The following is a 16162-nucleotide window of genomic DNA, read 5'->3' as shown; positions in this document are numbered from 1 at the left end:
GTCAGTTGCGGTTGTCCAGGTCCTTGGCCTTGAAGGCCAGCACCAGGGCCACGGCGGTCAGGGCGAGGGAGACGAGGAAGGCCCCCGGGAGCATCCCCCTGGACCCGTCCAGGACCGCCCCCAGGACGGTCTCGAAGAGGTAGGCCTGGATGAGCACCACCAGGAGCACCACGGCCAGGGCGGCGCCGGTGAAGACGGAGCGGTTCATGCCGGGCTCCCTTCCCCGGGCTTGGGCAGGTCGCCCACCACCCAGATGTCCCCGTCCCGCTCCTCCACCCGGAGCCGCGACAGGGGCCGCGTGGGGGGGCCCGCCGTGGGGAAGCCCTGCTCCACCTCGAAGCGGCCGTTGTGGCAGGGGCACTCCAGGCCCCTGCCGTCCCACCGCACCGCGCAGCCCAGGTGGGTGCAGGTCTGGCGGTAGGCGCGCCACTGGTCCCCGGGGGTGCGCACCAGGATGCAGCGGTCCTGGGGGTCCCGGTAGGTGAACAGGAAGCTGTTGCCGGGGGCCACGTCCCCGGCGCGGCAGACCTTGACCTCCATCGTGGAATCCGCGGGGGCGCCGTCCAGGGGCTTCTTCCGCAGTGCCAGGTACCCGATGCCGCCGGTGAAGCCCGCGCTCACCAGGGCCAGGAACCGCGCGAACTCGCGCCGGGAGAGCCTGCCCTCCTCGGCCAGGTCCACGGGGAATAGGGATTTCCAGCCGGGCATCAGAGGCCTCCTTCCATGAGGATCGAGGCGTCCAGGTTCAGGGGAACCTCCGGGTCCGGCACCATGATCGCGTTGCGGGTTCGGATGCGCAGCCCGCCGATGACGAACTCCCGCAGGGGTCTGGAACCGCGCATGGCGGCCACCTCGTGCCGGGGCGCGAAGAGCAGGGCCTGGCTGGGGCAGACCGTGGCGCACATGGGCTTGAGGCCGATGGAGCTGCGGTCGTAGCACAGGTCGCATTTGAGCATCTGCTCCAGCCCGGGAAGCACGATGGGCACCCCGAAGGGGCAGCTCAGCTCGCAGTTCTGGCAGGCCACGCACCGGGGCTTCTGGCTGGCGTGCACCACCCCGTCCTCGGTGCGCTTGATGGCGTCGGCGGGGCAGGACATGGCGCAGATGGGGTCCTCGCAGTGCATGCACACCGTGGGGCCGGTCTGGGTGGAGGCCAGGCGGTCCAGTTCGTCCAGGTGGATCATGGAGTGGCCCCGGTGGGTGCCGCACTCCGCGCAGGCCGCCACGCAGGACCGGCAGCCGATGCAGCGCTGGGGATCGATGAAGAAGCCGAATTCCTCGCTGACCATCACTCCCCCCTTCCCAGGGCCATGAGCTCCAGGAGCTCGGGGGGGAAGCGGTCCGGGGTGGTGCGCGTGACGCGGCAGGCGCTCACCTTGAATTCCGGGATCCGGCTCACGGGGTCCAGGTGCCGGGCCGTGAGGCGGTTGGCGCCCAGGTTCCCGGGCCAGTGGTAGGGGATGAAGACGGTGTCCGGGCGGATGGTGGTGACGAGCTTGGCGGGCAGGACCAGTTCGCCCCGGCGGGTGGCCACCGCCGTGGCGTCCCCCTCCCGAATGCCCAGGTTCGCCGCCAGGCGCGGGTGGATCTCCACGTAGGGGTGGGGGCACTGCTCCACCAGGAAGCCGATGCGCCGGGTCTGGGTGCCCGAAAGGTAGTGGAAGACCACCCGGCCCGAGGTGAGCCACACGGGGTAGTCCGCGTCCACCTCCTCCATGGGGGGCCGCCAGGGGGTGGGGATGAACCGGGCGCGGCCGTCGGGGTGGAAGAATTTCCCCCCTTCGAAGAGCCGCGGGGTGCCGGGGTGGTCCTCGGTGGGGCAGGGCCAGAAGACGCCCATCTGCTTCTCGATCTTTTCGTAGGTGATGCCGCCGTAGTCGGCGGTGCCCCCCGAGGAGGCCCGGCGCAGCTCCTGGAAGATGGCCCCGGGGGAGGTGAAGTGGTCGAAGAACCGCCCCCGCCCCAGCCGCCTCGCCAGTTCCACCAGGATCTCCCAGTCCGTGCGGGCCTCCCCCGGAGGCTCCACGGCCTTGCGGATGCGGATCACCCGGCCCTCGGCGCTGGTGGAGGTGCCGTCGTCCTCCTCGTGGAGGGCGGAAGGAAAGATGATGTCGGCGTGCTGGGCGGTCTCGGACAGGAAGAAATCCAGCGACACGAAGAACTCCAGCTTCTCCAGCGCCTCGCGCGTGAAGGTGGAGTCGGGCAGGCTCACCAGGGGGTTGAAGCACAGGCACAGGAGGCCCTTGATGTCCCCCTCGTGGATCGCGTTCATGATCTCCTGGGCGCTGAGGCCCTTTCCCGGCAGCTCCTCGTCGGTGCAGCCCCACACCCCGCAGATGTGGGCGCGGTGCTCGGGGTTCTCGATGTCGCGGTTGCCGGGGAGCTGGTCGCACTTGTGGCCGTGCTCGCGGCCGCCCTGGCCGTTGCCCTGGCCCGTGATGGTGGCGTAGCCGCACCCGGGCCGGCCGATGCGCCCCGTGGCCAGGACCATGTTGATGCAGGAATTGACGTTCTCCACCCCCTTGGACTGGTGCTCGATGCCCCGGGCGTGGAGGAGGAAGCTGGTGGAGGCCTCGCCCCACATGCGCGCGGCCTTCTCGATGGCGGCCACGGGCAGGCCCGTGACGGCGCTGGTCCACTGGGGAGTGCAGGCGCGGGCCGCCTCCAGGGCCTCGTCGAAGCCGTTGGTGTGGTCCCGGACGAAGTCCCGGTCCACCAGGTTCCACTGGTCCAGGAGGTGGAGGATGCCGTTGGTGAGGGCGGAATCGGTGCCGGGCCGCAGGGGCAGGGCCAGGTCGGCGGTGCGGGCCAGGGGGGTGATGCGGGGGTCCACCACGATGAGCTTGGCCCCGCGGTCCCGGGCCCGCCAGATGTAGTCGGTGGTGATGGGGGCGCATTCGGCCACGTTGGCCCCGGTCACCCAGATGACGTCGGCCAGGGGGATGTCCTCCCAGGAATTGGCCGCGCGGTCCACGCCGAAGGCCTTCTTGTTGCCGGCGCCGGCGCTCACCATGCAAAGGCGGCCGTTGTAGTCCAGGTTCCGGGTGCCCAGGGCCAGGCGCGCGAACTTGCCCGCCAGGTAGCTCTTCTCGTTCGTGAGGCTCACGCCGCTGAGCATGGCGAAGGCGTCCTTGCCGTACCGGTCCTGGATGCGGGTGATCTCGGCCACGGTGCGCTCCATGGCCTCCTCCCAGCCCATGGGCTCGAAGCCCGAGGCGGTGCGCTTCATGGCGTGCAGGAGCCGGTCCGGGTGGCCCCCCTGGAGGTAGCGCTTGACGCCCTTGGGGCAGAGCTTGCCCTTGTTGAAGGGGAAGGCCTCCCAGGGGTCGAAGCCCACCACCTGGTTGCCGGCGACCTTGAGCTTGATGCCGCACTGCTGGCCGCAGAAGCAGCAGTGGGTCTCCACGGTGCGCTCGGGGACCGGATCCGCGTCCCAGCCGCCGGGAGGGGCCGAATTGAGGTGGGGCCCGAAGCGGGAGCGGAGGGCGGCGGCGTCGGTGGGGAGGTGGGCCATGGTCAGCTCTCCAGGGGTTCCACGGGCACGGGGGTGTCCGCGAAGGGATCGAAGGCGCCGCCCAGGCGCAGGCTCTGGGCCTTCATGAGCAGGCGCCGCCTGCACCGGGGGCACAGGTCCAGGTGGCCGGCGCCGGCCTCCAGGCCCAGTTCCTTCCACAGCACCCGCAGATCGCGCCGCTGGTTGGGCCGCAGGAAGGGCGCGGCGCAGGCCTTGCAGGGCAGGAGGCCCCGGGCGTCGCCTTCGGCCTTGTAGAGCTTCACGCCGGCCTGGGCGGGGCGCTGGACGATGTGGAAGAGCTTGCCGAAGGGCAGGCTCAGGAGCATGAGGATGACGGTCATCTCGTGGAGGTAGGCCAGGGTCCCGAAATTGCGGCCCTGGAGCCAGGTCTCCGAGGCGGTGAGCAGCAGCCCGGTGGCGGAGATGGCGATGAGCAGCAGGAGCGGCAGGATGTCCAGGTCGAAGCGCTGGGTGGCGGTGTCGCCCTCGTCCCGGCTGCGGCGCACAAAGGCCAGGACGCAGCCCGCGATGACCATCACCGCGGCCAGGTCCAGGACGTGGAAGGCGGCGAAGGCCGCGAAGCCGCCCAGGGGGAAGCTCCCCGCGGGCAGGCCCAGGACCCAGGCCTGGTAGCGGCCGGCGTCGGGGCCGTCGCTGGTGAAGCGCACCCACCCGAAGACCAGGGGGAAGGTGACGGCGAAGGCCAGCAGGCATCCCCAGGCCAGGCAGGCGTGGGCCCCCCACCGCTTGATGGAGCGCTTGCCGATGAAGCGCTGCAGGATGAGCTGGTCCAGGAGGATCAGGGGCAGCCTCACCAGCACCCGGGGCGTCAGGAGGGTGCGCAGGGTCCAGCGCCAGTACATGGCGGTGGCGGGCCGTTCCAGCCAGGTGAAGTACCGGTAGGCCACCCCGAAACAGGCGAAAAGGCACGCGATGAGGTAGCCCAGAAGGGCCGGGTCAAGCCAGCGGCCGCCCCCGTTGCCCAGGGCGATGAGCCCGGCCAGGGCCAGGGTGGCCAGGGTCGCCCGCGCCAGGGGCCGAAGTTCCAACTCCAACAGGGCGAGCATCTCCACCTCGGGTGTCCGGGGATCCGGTCGCCCAAGCATGAGACGGTTCGGGGGGGCCGGCCTTGACGCAGATCAAGACGGGCCGCAAAAGGGGCAGCCCTGCATGGAAAGGGGCTTTTCCAGGTGGCAGGTGGCCAGGAGCCCCTCGTTCCGGAAGATGTCCCGGGTGGGGCCGTCGGCCGCGAGGACCCCCTCGTGGATCACGAGGGTGCGCGGGCAGAGGTCGAGGACCAGGTCCAGGTCGTGGGTGGCGATGACCATGGTGTGGCCGAAGGCCTTCAGCAGCTCCGCCAGGTGGCGCCGGCTGCGGGGATCCAGGCCCGAGGTGGGCTCGTCCATGACGAGGATCTCGGGTTCCAGGGCCAGGGCCGTGGCGATGGCCACCCGGCGCTTCTCGCCCGAGGACAGGCGGTAGGGGGGCTTTCCGGCCAGGGCCAGGGCATCGACGGTCTCCAGGGCCGCGCGCACCCGGGCCTCCACGTCCCCGGGGGCCAGGCCCAGGTTCCGGGGCCCGAAGGCCACGTCCTGGGCCACGGTGGGCATGAAGAGCTGGTCGTCGGGATCGGGGAAGACCATGCCCACGCGCTTGCGCAGGGCCGGCAGGTGCCCGGAGTCCACGGGGAGGCCGCCCACGTGCAGGGCGCCCCGGGAGGGGAAGGCGGCGCCGACGAGGTGCTGGAGGAGGGTGGACTTCCCCGCGCCGTTGGCCCCCACCAGGGCCAGGGCTTCCCCGGGCTGGACCGTGAAGGAGACGCCGCGCAGAGCCCGGGTGCCGTCGGGGTAGCTGAAGTGCAGGTCCACGGCCTCGATGATGGGGTGGGTCATGGGGCGCCTCCCGCCAGCAGGCCGCCCAGGATCCGCGGCAGGTTCCAGACCCGCAGGGCCGCGAAGGCCGCGGCGCACAGGACGGTGAACAGGAGGTCCCGGGTGCCCCAGGCCAGGGGCCGGGGTTCCGGGAACCGCCCGGTGAAGCCCCGGGTGAGCATGGCCACGTGGATGCGCCGGGCGCGGTCCCAGGCCCGCAGCAGGAGGTTCCCGGCCAGGGTGGCGAATTCCCCGGGGGTGAGCTTCCCGCCGAAGGCCCGCAGGGTCCGGGCGCGGTGGATGCGCAGGGCCTCGGCGCCCAGCACGAAGGCGTAGCGGTGGAGGAAGGCCACCTGCTGCGCGAAGGCCCGGGGCGCCCCCAGGCGCTCCAGGCCCAGGCACACGCCGTCCATGCTGGTGGTGGCCACCAGCACCAGGGCCGCGCCCACCGTGAGGGCGAAGCGCATCAGGATCGAGGCGAAGGACACCCAGCCCCCGGAGATGGCCACGGGGCCCAGGGTCAGGAGCGGGGCGCGGTCCAGCACCGGGTTCAGGGCCGCCAGCAAAAGCACGAAGGGCAGGGCCGCCAGCATCCGGGACAGGATGAAGCCGGCCGGGATGCCCCCCAGGGCCATGAGGGCCGCGGGATAGAGGGCGAAGGGCGCCAGGGCGGCCACCTCGTACCGCCCGAAGGAGGCCACGGCGACGATGAAGAGGGCCGTGGCCAGGAGCTTGGCCCGGGGGTCCAGGCGGTGCACGGGGGAATCGGCGGCGGCGAGTTCGTCCAGGGTGCCGAAGGGGATGAGGGAGGCCAGGGCGCTCACGGGGTTTTCCTCAGGGCCCGCAGGCCCAGGGCGGCCAGGGCCACCAGGGCGAGGGTGGCGGCGCCTCCCAGGAGGCCCGCCCGGGAGGTCGCGGCCCGGCCCGCCTGGCCCTTCGGGGCGTAGTCGGGGAGGGGGGCCGCCTCGGCGGCCCGGGCGGAGGCGCGGTGCAGGGGGTCCCCGGCGGGGGCGGGTTCCCGTCCCGCCACCCGGAGGATGGCCCACTCCAGGCCGTCGGGGTTGCGGGAGGCGACCCAGGTGAGGCCCCCGCCCGTCACCAGGGCCAGGACCGCCACCAGGGCGGGCGCCTTCCAGCCCCCCCGGGGGCCGCCCTCCGCCAGCTCCGGCCGGGCGCTGGCCAGGAAGCGCACCAGGGCCACGGTGGCCACCCCCTCCACCAGGCCGATGACCAGGTGGATGGGCACCAGGGCCGCCAGGAAGGTGCGGAAGGGCAGGGCCGAGATGCCGGAGAGGCGCGTTTCCAGGGCCACCGCCCCCGCCCCCAGGCCCAGGGCCGCCACGGCCGCCAGGAGGATGCCGGCCGTGCGGGCCCGGGCCGCCAGCGGGCGGTAGATCAGGGGGAAGGTGATGAAGGCCGGGATGAAGCCCATGTTGAAGAGGTTGCAGCCCAGGGCCAGCAGCCCCCCGTCCGCGAAGAAGAGGGCCTGCACCAGGAGCACCGAGGCCAGGGTGAGGAAGGCCGCCTGGGGGCCCAGGAGGATGGCCAGCAGGAGGCCGCCGCCCAGATGCCCGCTGGAACCGGTTCCCGGGATTGCGAAATTGATCATCTGGACCGTGAAGATGAACGCGCCCAGCACGCCGGTGAGGGGCACCGACCCCGACGCCGCTTCCCGGGCCGCCCCTTTTCCGCTCCCGTAGAGGGCCGTGCCCGAAACCGCCCAGAACGCCGCGCCCACCAGGGGGGAGACGAGGGCATCGGACATGTGCATCGGGACTCCCAGCGACCCGGCGGCGAAGGGCTCCGGAATCCTTCCATTCTGCCCACGCGCGGCGTTCTAGGCGAGGGCGGCGTTCAGGATCCGGGCCCGGATGGAGGGGTTCTCCAGCTGGTCCGTGAAGGTGCACTGGAAGGCCAGCCATTCCCCCGTGCGGTGCCGGAACCGGAAGGTGCGGGATTCCGCCGCCCCGGGCGCGCCGCCGGTGAGGGCCGTGCGGAAGCGGGTCCGGTCCTCGGGGTGGACCAGGTCCAGCACGGAGGTGCCCAGGACCTCGGAGGTGCGGTGGGCCAGGAGGGCCTCCCCGCCGGGGGAGAAGTACAGCACCCGCCCCGGGCCGTCCAGGACCAGCACCAGCTCGTTGCTGTGGGCCAGGAGGGCCTCGAAGCGCTCCACCACGTCCACCAGGCCCTGCCACATGGTGCGGGGCACGGGCCAGTAGATGTCGGTGACCTTGGCGGGCTCGGCGCCCGCTTCCAGGTTGGCGACCGGTCCGGCCTGGGGCCCGCCGTCGCCGGGACCCGTCCAGGCCGTTCCCCGGCTGAAGAACTCCGGCAGGCTGGTGTTCATGGCCTTGCACAGGCACGCGATGGTGTCGATGCGGGGGGACACGTGGCCCAGCTCGATGCGGCTGATGGTGCCCCGGTCGATGCCGCTCCTGCCGGCAAGTTGATCCAGGGTCAGGTTGAACTTCTTCCTGACTTTCCTCAGGTGTGCACCCGTGTCGAACATTTGTTCAGCCTACTGGGCCTTCCCGTGTCCAAGCCATCGGCAAATAGTATGAAGAGCCCCTTCATCCACAAGGCATGCATGCCTACCCTCGCCGGGATGGACCACGCTTGATTATACCTTTTTCCAGGTGGGGCTTGGCATTTTTCCGCGGGCCCGTGAGCCGGGGTAAATTAGGCATCCATGGCTTTGAGAAGACCGGCGATGGCCGCCCGGGGGTCGGGCGCCTTGAAGACGGCGTTGCCCGCCACCAGCACGTCCGCCCCGGCGGCCACCAGGGCCCCCGCGTTGCCCGGGCCCACGCCGCCGTCCACCTGGATGAAGAAGTCGGCCTCCCGCTCCCGGCGCAGGGCGTCCAGGCGCCGGACCTTGTCCAGCACCCGGGGGATGAAGGACTGGCCCCCGAAGCCGGGGTTCACGCTCATGAGCAGGACGAAATCGAAGACGCCCACCAGGTCCGTGAGGGTCTCCACGGGCGTGCCGGGGTTGAGGACGATGCCGGCCTTGGCCCCGGCCTCCCGGATGGCGGTGAGGGTGCGGTGGGCGTGGGGATCGGCCTCCTGGTGGATGGAGACCCAGTCCGCGCCGGCCTTCACGAATTCCAGGGCGTACTTGGACGGCTCCACGATCATGAGGTGGCAGTCCAGGGGGAGCCGCGTCTCCTTGCGCAGGGCGGCCACCACGGGCATGCCCAGGGTGAGGTTGGGCACGAAGCGGCCGTCCATGACGTCCACGTGCACCACGCACCGGTCCCCAAGGACCTGGAGGCTCTCCGCCAGCCGGGCGAAATCCGCCGACAGGATGGAGGGGGCGAGGAGGGGCTGGGGACGTGTCATGGTTTCTCCGTGCATTCGATGCCGTTCACCCAAAGGCGGCCGGGCTTGAGCTTGCGCAGCTCGGCGGAGGGCAGGGTGGCCAGGGGGGCCTGCACCCAGAGCAGATCCGCCACCGCGCCCGCCTTGAGGACGCCCAGGTCCGGGAGGCCCAGGGCCCGGGCGTTGCCGGCGGTGTAGCCCCGCAGGGCCTCGGCGCGGGTGAGGCGCTGGGCGGGCAGGAAGCCCCCGGGCGGGTCCAGGGCCGCGTCCTGCCGGGTTTCGGCGGAGACGATGCCCACGAAGGGGTTGGGGTCGGCCACCGGGGCGTCGCTGCCCAGGGCCAGGAGGGCGCCCCCCTTGAGGAAGGAGCGCCAGGGGAAGGCCTCCTCCACCCGGGCCGGGCCCAGGCGGGCCGGGGTCCAGGCATGGTCGTCCGCGCAGTGCACCGGCTGGATGCTGGCCACCACGCCCAGGGGGCCGAAGCGGGCCGCGTCCTCCGCCGTGACGATCTGGGCGTGCTCGATGCGGGGGGGCAGGGCCGCCCTGCGGGGGAGCCGTTCCAGGATATCCAGGGCCTTGCGGTTGGCGGCGTCGCCGATGGCGTGGATGGCTGGCTGGTAGCCAGCCCGCTGGGTGGCCTTCACGTCCGCGGCCACCCGGGCCGGGTCCGTGGTCCAGATGCCCGAGGTGGGCGCGTCGGCGTAGGGCTCCAGGAGCCGGGCCCCGCGGCTGCCCAGGGCGCCGTCCAGGTAGAACTTCACGCCCTGCACCTGGAGGAAGCCGGGCTTGGGGTTGCGGGCCCGGCGCAGCTCCTGGAGCATGAGCCGCGTATCGTGGGCCAGGTAGACGAAGACGCGGATGGGGAGCTTGCCGGCCCGGGCCAGGCGGCGGTAGGCGTCCAGGGTCGGGTGGTCCACGCCCATGTCGGCCACGGAGGTGAAGCCCAGGCTGCGCAGCCGGGCCAGGCCCGCGGCCAGGGCGGCCTCCAGGGCCGCGGGGGAGGGGGCGGGGCGGACCTTGAGCAGCAGATCCATGGCCCCGTCCACCAGGATGCCGGTGGGTTCGCCCGCGGCGTCCCGGAGGATGCTGCCGCCCGCGGGGTCCTGGGTTCCCCGGGTGATGCCGGCGGCCTTCAGGGCCGCGGAATTCACCCAGAGGGCATGGCCGTCCACCCGCTCCAAGGCCGCAGGCCGATCGCCCGTCACGGCGTCCAGGTCCCGGGCCGTGGGGAAGGTCTTGGAAGGCCAGAGGTTCTGATCCCAGCCCCGGCCCTCGATCCAGCCGCCGTGGGAGCCGGCCCAGGTCTTCACCCGGTCCAGGGCCGCCGGCAGGCTGGGGGCCAGGGCCAGGTCCGCCCGCAGGCCCTGCTGGCCCAGGCCCAGGACGTGGGCATGGCCTTCGATGAGGCCCGGCAGCAGCGTGCCCCCGGGCAGTTCGACCCGGCGCGCCGCGGGGTACTTCCCGAGGATCTCCGCCGCCGGTCCCGCGGCCAGGATGCGGGCCCCGCGCAGGGCCAGGGCCTGCCCGGAGCGGGGTTCCCCGTCGCCGCTCCACACGTCGGCCCCCAGGAGGACCTGGATCGCGGGGGGCGGGGGGAGGGCGTGAACGGGCATGGAATCCACCTTTCCACCCAGTCTAGAGCACTGTGACCCAATCGCGCAGCGTCCTCATGGTACCCTGGGCCAAACCTTGGAGGACGCATGTACCAGCCCGAATACCTTCGACAGGTCCGCGAGAACCTGGAGGTGAAGGAGGACCCGACCAAGCTGCGGTCCCCCAAATTCGAGACCAGTTCCGGCATCCCCCTCAAGAACAGCTACACCCCCGCGGACATCGAGAACCTGGACGCCGTGCGGGACCTGGGCCGCCCCGGGAAGTACCCCTTCACCCGCCACGTGCAGCCCACGGGCTTCCGGGGGCGCCTGTGGACCATGCGCCAGTACGCCGGCTTCGGCACGGCGGAGGAATCCAACAAGCGCTACCGCTACCTCCTGGAGCAGGGCCAGACCGGCCTGTCCGTGGCCTTCGACCTGCCCACCCAGATCGGCATGGATCCGGACCACGCCATGGCCATGGGCGAAGTGGGCAAGGTGGGGGTGAGCATCTGCTCCATCCGCGACATGCGGGTGCTGTTCAAGGACATCCCCCTGGACAAGGTGAGCACCAGCATGACCATCAACGGCCCGGCCTCGGTGCTCCTCGCCCTCTACCTGGCCGTGGCCGAGGAGCAGGGCGCCTCCTGGAGCCAGGTGAGCGGCACGATCCAGAACGACATCCTCAAGGAGTACATGGCCCGGGGCACCTACATCTACCCGCCCCGCCCCAGCATCCGGCTCATCACGAACATCTTCGAGTTCTGCGCGGCGGGGGTTCCCAACTGGAACACCATCTCCATCTCCGGGTACCACATCCGGGAGGCGGGCTGCACCGCGGCCCAGGAGATCGCGTTCACCCTGGCCGACGGCATCGCATACGTGGAGGCCGCGCTGGCCGCGGGCATGAAGCTCGAGGACTTCGCGCCCCGGCTCAGCTTCTTCTTCAACGCGCACAACCAGTTCTTCGAGGAGATCGCCAAGTTCCGCGCGGCGCGGCGCATGTGGGCGAAGATCATCAAGGAGCGCTTCGGCTCCTCCGATCCCAAGAGCCAGATGCTGCGCTTCCACACCCAGACCGCCGGCTCCACCCTCACCGCGCAGCAGCCCGACAACAACATCGTGCGCACCACGGTGCAGGCCATGGCCGCGGTGCTGGGCGGCACCCAGTCCCTGCACACCAACAGCCGCGACGAGGCCCTGGCCCTGCCCACCGAGGTCAGCGCCCGCATCGCGCTGCGCACCCAGCAGATCCTGGCCTTCGAATCCCGCATCGCCGACACCGTGGACCCCTTCGCCGGCAGCTACCTCATCGAGAGCCTCACCGACGAGCTGGAGGCCCGCGCCGAGGCCCTCATCCGCAAAGTGGACGAAGCCGGCGGCATGGTCTCCGCCATCGAGAAGGGCATCCCCCAGCGGGAGATCCAGAACGCCGCCTACGAATTCCAGAAGGGCGTGGAGCGCGGGGAGCAGGTGGTGGTGGGCGTCAACAAGTTCACCGTGCAGAACGAGGCCAAGCCCGACCTGCTGCGGGTGGACGAGGCCCTCGGCGCCCGCCGCCGCGCCCAGGTGGCGCAGTACCGCGCCGAGCGCGACAACGGCGCGGTGCGGACGAAGCTGGACGCCCTCACCGCCGCCTCCAGGGGCACCGACAACCTCATGCCCCTGATCCTCGACGCCGTCAAGGCCGAGGCCACGGTGGGCGAGGTGTGCGACGCGATGCGCACGGTGTTCGGTGAGTACCAGGAGCGGCTCGTACTCTAGGGGGGGGCGGATCATTTGAGGTCTGGGCCCCGTCCGGCCTTCCCTGCCGGGGGCCGCTGACGGGAAGGGCCGGGTTCCCCCCATCGGGCCGGCCCACCGGGGTTCCCGCTTTTTGCGCCGACCCACCGGTACCGTCGGCCTCCAGTCCTCGCTGCGCTGCGGGCTGGAGCCTCCGGTTAGCCGTGGCCGGAGTTCGAGGGAAGGTGCGCCGGAAGTGGGGGGCTCCCCAATTTGGGGTTGGGGTTGTTTGGGGCGTTTCTGGAATCGCGTGTTGGCCCAGTGCGCCCGGGCGTCCCTGCCCACCCGGGCTACGGCTGACCGGAGGCTCCAGCCCGCAGCGCAGCGAGGACTGGAGGCCGACGGTACCGGTGGGTCGGCGCGGGCAGATGGAACTCCGGTGGGCCGGCCCGATGGGGGGAACCCGAACCTTCCCGTCCACGGCCCCCGGCAGGCAAGGCCGGACGGGCCCGAGGCATCCAATAATCCGGCCCCTCTGGAGTCGGCCTCCTCGCTGCGCTGCGGGCTGGAGCCTCCGTTTTGCCGTGGCCCGAGTGGGCATGGGCGCCTAGGTGCTCAGGGCCAACACGTGATTCCAGAAACGCCACGAATAGCCCCCACCCGAAAGTGGGGAGCCCCCCACTTCCGGCGCACCTTCCCTCGAACTCCGGCCACGGCTAACCGGAGGCTCCAGCCCGCAGCGCAGCGAGGACTGGAGGCCGACGGTACCGGTGGGTCGGCGCAACAAGACGGAACCCCTGTGGGTCGGCGTCACCCCCCGGAACCCGGTGGATCCGGCACGCGGCCCCCGGCGGGGAAGGCCGGGACGGGCCGCATGCGGAATCCGGGGTCTACTTCCTTGCGTTCTTCGGCGTCCCGTCGGATTCGAGGTACTTGTCCGGGTCGGCCATGAGCTGGTTGCTGCAGGCGGTGTCATCCACGGTGTATTCGCGGCCGCGGATGGAGACCTTGGTGCCCTGTCCGGGCTCGATGGTCTTGCCGCAGACGGGACAGGTGGCGCTGGGGGAGGGCTCCACGACGGCCGGGGTTTCGGTGGGGGTCGCCGGAACCGGGGATGTGGCGGAAGCCAACAGGAACAGAGCGGAAATCAGCATTGAAAACCTCCTGGATTGGGCGGAGCGAGGCTCCGCTTGGGTTTGGGAAGGTCCCGCCGAACGGCGAGGCCATAAACTTAGGGTCCACAAGGTCTCCGTCAATGCTGGATTTGAAAAATTAACATTGGCGCGACAGTAGTGCCTCTTTTTTACACAGGCGCGCCAGGGGCGGCGTGCCGGTGGCGTGCGACGCAACATCCTTGTTTCCTTTTTTTCTGGGGGCGTGGGGGTTCGTGGTGGCGGTCACAAGTGGCGTGAACAAACGAGCGGGCATGTGCGATTAAAAGCCGAATTATTGAATTAATTGAAGCGCTCAGGCGAACGCATGAAGTGGGCGGGCGGAGGAGCAGAAACCCTTTGAAGTCATCGACATGGAAGGCAAACGCCCTAGGTTTGGTCCATGGAGGATCGATGAAGCCCACCGTCCTGGCCCTGGTGTCCGCCTCGGCCGCTTTCCTTTCCGCTGACCCGCCGCCGGCCCCGGTACCCCAGCCCCCCATTTCCATCGTCATGGCCAAGGAGGCCCCGGTGCCCCTCAAGCCCTACGCCGACGTGGTGCAGGGCGCCCGGGAGCAGCGCGGGCTCTTCACCCTGTGGCGCAAGGACGACAAGGTCTGGATCGATCTCAAGCCGGAGCAGTTGGGGCCCCTGTTCTTCCTGTCCTGGACCTTTCCCAGCGGCCTGGGGGAGCGGGGGATCTACGGCGGCATGATGGGCGACAGCCACCTGGTCTATTTCAAGCGCATCGGCAACAACCTCCAGCTGCTGGCCCACAATTCGGCCTTCACGGCCCGGCCCGGGACGCCCATGGCCCACGCGGTGGCCGACGGGTTTTCCGATAGCTTGCTTGCCTCGGCGCCGGTGGTGTCCCTTCCCGACCCCCGGGGCAAGGGGGTGCTGGTGGAGGCCAACCTCCTGTTCCTGAAGGACCTGCCCATGGCCACCCTGGACCTGGAGGCCGCCTTCCGCCAGCCCTACGCCATGGACCTGCCCAACAGCTCCTTCGCCAGCGCCACCGCCGCCCCGGACTACGCGTCCTTCCAGGTGAGCGCGCACTTCTCCATGGCCCGCCCGGTGATCTCCGCGGCGCCCCTGCCGGGCACCCTGGAGGACCTGCGGAGCCTTTTCCTGGGCTTCCGCTACACCCTGGCCAAGCTGCCCGGCGAGCCCATGCGGCCCCGGGAAGCCGATGACCGCGTGGGTCACTTCGTGGCCACGGTGTGGGACTTCACCCAGGACGACCGGCCCGATCCCAGGATCCGCCTGGTCAACCGCTGGCGCCTGGAGAAGGCGGATCCGGGGGCCCCCCTCAGCCGGCCGAAGCACCCCATCGTCTTCTGGATGGACCGGAACATTCCGGAGAAGTACCGGGATGCGGTGCGGGCCGGGATCCTGGAGTGGAACAAGGCCTTCGAGCGCATCGGCTACAAGGACGCCCTGGAAGTGCGGCAGACCCCGGACGACGCGGACCCGGACGCCCACGGGCTCCTGCACGCCTCCATCCGGTGGTTCCTGGGCGTGGACGCGGGCTTCGCCATCGGGCCCAGCCTGGTGGATCCCCGCACCGGGGAGATCCTGGCCGCGGACATCGCCGTGGGGGATGGGTTCGCCCGGAGCATCCAGGAGAGCTCCCGGGAGGAGCTGCCCCAGGCCGGCAAGGCCGCGTGCCGCTACCTGGCGGAAGGCCGCGACGAACTGGCCTTCGGCGCCGATCTCCTGGAGGCCCGGGGGGGGATGGAGCCCGGGACCCCCGGGGCCCAGGCCTTCGTCCAGGCCTACCTCAAGAGCGTGGTCATGCACGAGGTGGGCCACACCCTGGGCCTGCGCCACAATTTCCGGGCCTCCATCGCCTACACCGAGGCCCAGCTGGGGGACAAGGCCTTCACCGACGCCCACGGCATCGCGGGCTCGGTCATGGACTACACCCCCGTCAACCTCGCCCTGGCCGGCCATGCCCAGGGCGACTACACCATGGCCACCCTGGGGCCCTACGACTACTGGGCCATCGAGTACGCCTACGCGGACCTGGCCCCGGACCGGGAGAAGGCGGACCTGGCCCGCATCGCCGCCCGGAGCGAGACGGATCCCCTCCTGGCCTACGCCACGGACGAGGAGGCCGGACCGGGCATCGCCGCCATGGACCCCGAGGTCAACCGCTTCGACCTGGGCCAGGATCCCCTGGCGTACCTGGCCAAGCGCATCGCCCTCAGCCACGAGCTCCTGGACCGGCTCCAGGAGCGCACCTTCCGGCCCGGCGACGACTTCCGGCAGCTCCGGCGCACCACGAGCCTGGCCCTGAACCAGATGGCCACGGCCACCTTCAACGCGGCCAAGTACCTGGGCGGCGTGGTGTGCCTGCGCGACCACGCGGGCTCGGCCCGGGCGCCCATGACCCCGGTGCCCGGCGCGCGCCAGCGGGCCGCCCTCAAGCTGATCACCGGTTCCATCTTCACCATGGACGCCCTGCGGCTGCGGCCGGAATTCGTCTCCCGCCTCGTGGTGGACCCCTTCGACCGGGGCTACGGCCCCGTGGGGAGCTTCCCGGACTTCTCCGTCTCGGCCCGGACCCTCTCCATCCAGAAGGCGGTCCTGGCCCGGGTGCTCAATCCCTTCGCCATGGCCCGCATCCTGGACGCCCCGGAGAAGACCCGCGACAAGGACGTCTTCCGCCTTTCCGAGCTCTTCGACGGGCTCCACGCCGCCATCTGGGAGGAGCTGCACCGGGGCTCGGAGCCCACCGCCACCCGCCGGGGCCTGCAGAAGGAGCACCTGCGCCAGCTCATCGCCCTGGTGCTGCGGGCCAACCCCGCCACCCCGGACGACGCCCGGGCCCTGGCGCGGGAGGAGCTGGAGCTCCTGCGCCGGCAACTGGCCACCGCGGATCGCCGGCCGGGGCTTTCCCGGGAGACCCGGGCCCACATCGCCGAATGCCGGGCCACCGTCGACTCGGCCCTCAAGGCCTCCATGCAGCGCGCGAGTCTCTAACGT

14 protein-coding genes are annotated in these 16162 nt (G+C 71.1%); 2 read left to right on the top strand and 12 right to left on the bottom strand.

Annotated features, from left to right (window positions below; translation table 11 throughout):
• Position 1: 1 nt before the first annotated feature.
• From R2J76_RS11660 to R2J76_RS11610, 11 genes are all read right to left on the bottom strand, one after another.
• The gene (locus R2J76_RS11660; RefSeq protein WP_316411765.1) at positions 2–208 is read right to left on the bottom strand and encodes a DUF6755 family protein; all 207 of its coding nucleotides are present in this window, start codon (positions 206–208) and stop codon (positions 2–4) included.
• On the bottom strand, positions 205–708 hold the full coding sequence (locus tag R2J76_RS11655; protein ID WP_316411764.1) for a QcrA and Rieske domain-containing protein: 504 nt from the start codon (positions 706–708) through the stop codon (positions 205–207). The genes R2J76_RS11660 and R2J76_RS11655 overlap by 4 nt, the downstream gene beginning before the upstream one ends.
• Entirely contained in the window at positions 708–1289 is a 582-nt protein-coding gene (locus R2J76_RS11650) for a 4Fe-4S dicluster domain-containing protein (protein ID WP_316411763.1), read from the bottom strand. The genes R2J76_RS11655 and R2J76_RS11650 overlap by 1 nt, the downstream gene beginning before the upstream one ends.
• Positions 1289–3514, bottom strand: coding sequence for a molybdopterin oxidoreductase family protein (locus R2J76_RS11645; RefSeq protein WP_316411762.1), 2226 nt, complete (start codon positions 3512–3514; stop codon positions 1289–1291). Before R2J76_RS11645 ends, R2J76_RS11650 begins: the two co-directional genes overlap by 1 nt.
• A 2-nt stretch (positions 3515–3516) precedes the next feature.
• Positions 3517–4581: a hypothetical protein gene (locus tag R2J76_RS11640; RefSeq protein WP_316411761.1), complete on the bottom strand. Its 1065-nt coding sequence runs from the start codon at positions 4579–4581 to the stop codon at positions 3517–3519.
• 72 nt (positions 4582–4653) lie between these two features.
• Positions 4654–5406, bottom strand: coding sequence for an energy-coupling factor ABC transporter ATP-binding protein (locus R2J76_RS11635; RefSeq protein WP_316411760.1), 753 nt, complete (start codon positions 5404–5406; stop codon positions 4654–4656).
• Positions 5403–6209 (bottom strand): cobalt ECF transporter T component CbiQ, encoded by an 807-nt coding sequence (gene cbiQ / locus R2J76_RS11630; RefSeq protein ID WP_316411759.1) that lies wholly within the window; start codon positions 6207–6209, stop codon positions 5403–5405. Before cbiQ ends, R2J76_RS11635 begins: the two co-directional genes overlap by 4 nt.
• Positions 6206–7156 (bottom strand): energy-coupling factor ABC transporter permease, encoded by a 951-nt coding sequence (locus R2J76_RS11625; RefSeq protein WP_316411758.1) that lies wholly within the window; start codon positions 7154–7156, stop codon positions 6206–6208. Before R2J76_RS11625 ends, cbiQ begins: the two co-directional genes overlap by 4 nt.
• A gap of 66 nt (positions 7157–7222) precedes the next feature.
• Complete coding sequence (locus R2J76_RS11620; RefSeq protein WP_316411757.1) at positions 7223–7894, bottom strand: helix-turn-helix domain-containing protein; 672 nt, start codon at positions 7892–7894, stop codon at positions 7223–7225.
• A 170-nt stretch (positions 7895–8064) separates the two neighbouring features.
• A complete protein-coding gene (gene rpe / locus R2J76_RS11615) occupies positions 8065–8727 on the bottom strand; it encodes a ribulose-phosphate 3-epimerase (protein ID WP_316411756.1) in 663 nt (220 codons plus the stop codon).
• Positions 8724–10319, bottom strand: a complete 1596-nt coding sequence (locus R2J76_RS11610) for an amidohydrolase (protein ID WP_316411755.1) — start codon at positions 10317–10319, stop codon at positions 8724–8726. The genes rpe and R2J76_RS11610 overlap by 4 nt, the downstream gene beginning before the upstream one ends.
• An 87-nt stretch (positions 10320–10406) precedes the next feature.
• Between R2J76_RS11610 and R2J76_RS11605 the strand changes: the two genes are divergently transcribed.
• A complete protein-coding gene (locus tag R2J76_RS11605) occupies positions 10407–12062 on the top strand; it encodes an acyl-CoA mutase large subunit family protein (RefSeq protein WP_316411754.1) in 1656 nt (551 codons plus the stop codon).
• Positions 12063–12910: 848 nt separating this feature from the next.
• On the opposite strand, the gene R2J76_RS11600 is transcribed toward R2J76_RS11605, so the two are convergent.
• Positions 12911–13174, bottom strand: coding sequence for an eL24 family ribosomal protein (locus tag R2J76_RS11600; protein WP_316411753.1), 264 nt, complete (start codon positions 13172–13174; stop codon positions 12911–12913).
• A gap of 411 nt (positions 13175–13585) precedes the next feature.
• On the opposite strand from R2J76_RS11600, the gene R2J76_RS11595 reads away from it, so the two are divergent.
• Positions 13586–16159, top strand: coding sequence for a zinc-dependent metalloprotease (locus R2J76_RS11595; RefSeq protein WP_316411752.1), 2574 nt, complete (start codon positions 13586–13588; stop codon positions 16157–16159).
• Positions 16160–16162 lie beyond the last annotated feature (3 nt).

The sequence above is a fragment of the Mesoterricola silvestris genome (assembly GCF_030295405.1).
Lineage (GTDB): Bacteria > Acidobacteriota > Holophagae > Holophagales > Holophagaceae > Mesoterricola > Mesoterricola silvestris.
This window is presented reverse-complemented; position numbering and strand designations above follow the sequence as displayed.

Bases quoted from the DNA above. Each gene is read 5' to 3' on its own strand.
- R2J76_RS11655 (WP_316411764.1), bottom strand. From the start codon at position 708: ATGCCCGGCTGGAAATCCCTATTCCCCGTGGACCTGGCCGAGGAGGGC.
- R2J76_RS11605 (WP_316411754.1), top strand. From the start codon at position 10,407: ATGTACCAGCCCGAATACCTTCGACAGGTCCGCGAGAACCTGGAGGTG.
- R2J76_RS11610 (WP_316411755.1), bottom strand. From the start codon at position 10,319: ATGCCCGTTCACGCCCTCCCCCCGCCCCCCGCGATCCAGGTCCTCCTG.
- R2J76_RS11595 (WP_316411752.1), top strand. From the start codon at position 13,586: ATGAAGCCCACCGTCCTGGCCCTGGTGTCCGCCTCGGCCGCTTTCCTT.
- R2J76_RS11645 (WP_316411762.1), bottom strand. From the start codon at position 3,514: ATGGCCCACCTCCCCACCGACGCCGCCGCCCTCCGCTCCCGCTTCGGG.
- R2J76_RS11650 (WP_316411763.1), bottom strand. From the start codon at position 1,289: ATGGTCAGCGAGGAATTCGGCTTCTTCATCGATCCCCAGCGCTGCATC.
- R2J76_RS11640 (WP_316411761.1), bottom strand. From the start codon at position 4,581: ATGCTCGCCCTGTTGGAGTTGGAACTTCGGCCCCTGGCGCGGGCGACC.
- R2J76_RS11635 (WP_316411760.1), bottom strand. From the start codon at position 5,406: ATGACCCACCCCATCATCGAGGCCGTGGACCTGCACTTCAGCTACCCC.
- R2J76_RS11625 (WP_316411758.1), bottom strand. From the start codon at position 7,156: ATGCACATGTCCGATGCCCTCGTCTCCCCCCTGGTGGGCGCGGCGTTC.
- R2J76_RS11620 (WP_316411757.1), bottom strand. From the start codon at position 7,894: ATGTTCGACACGGGTGCACACCTGAGGAAAGTCAGGAAGAAGTTCAAC.
- R2J76_RS11660 (WP_316411765.1), bottom strand. From the start codon at position 208: ATGAACCGCTCCGTCTTCACCGGCGCCGCCCTGGCCGTGGTGCTCCTG.
- R2J76_RS11600 (WP_316411753.1), bottom strand. From the start codon at position 13,174: ATGCTGATTTCCGCTCTGTTCCTGTTGGCTTCCGCCACATCCCCGGTT.
- rpe (WP_316411756.1), bottom strand. From the start codon at position 8,727: ATGACACGTCCCCAGCCCCTCCTCGCCCCCTCCATCCTGTCGGCGGAT.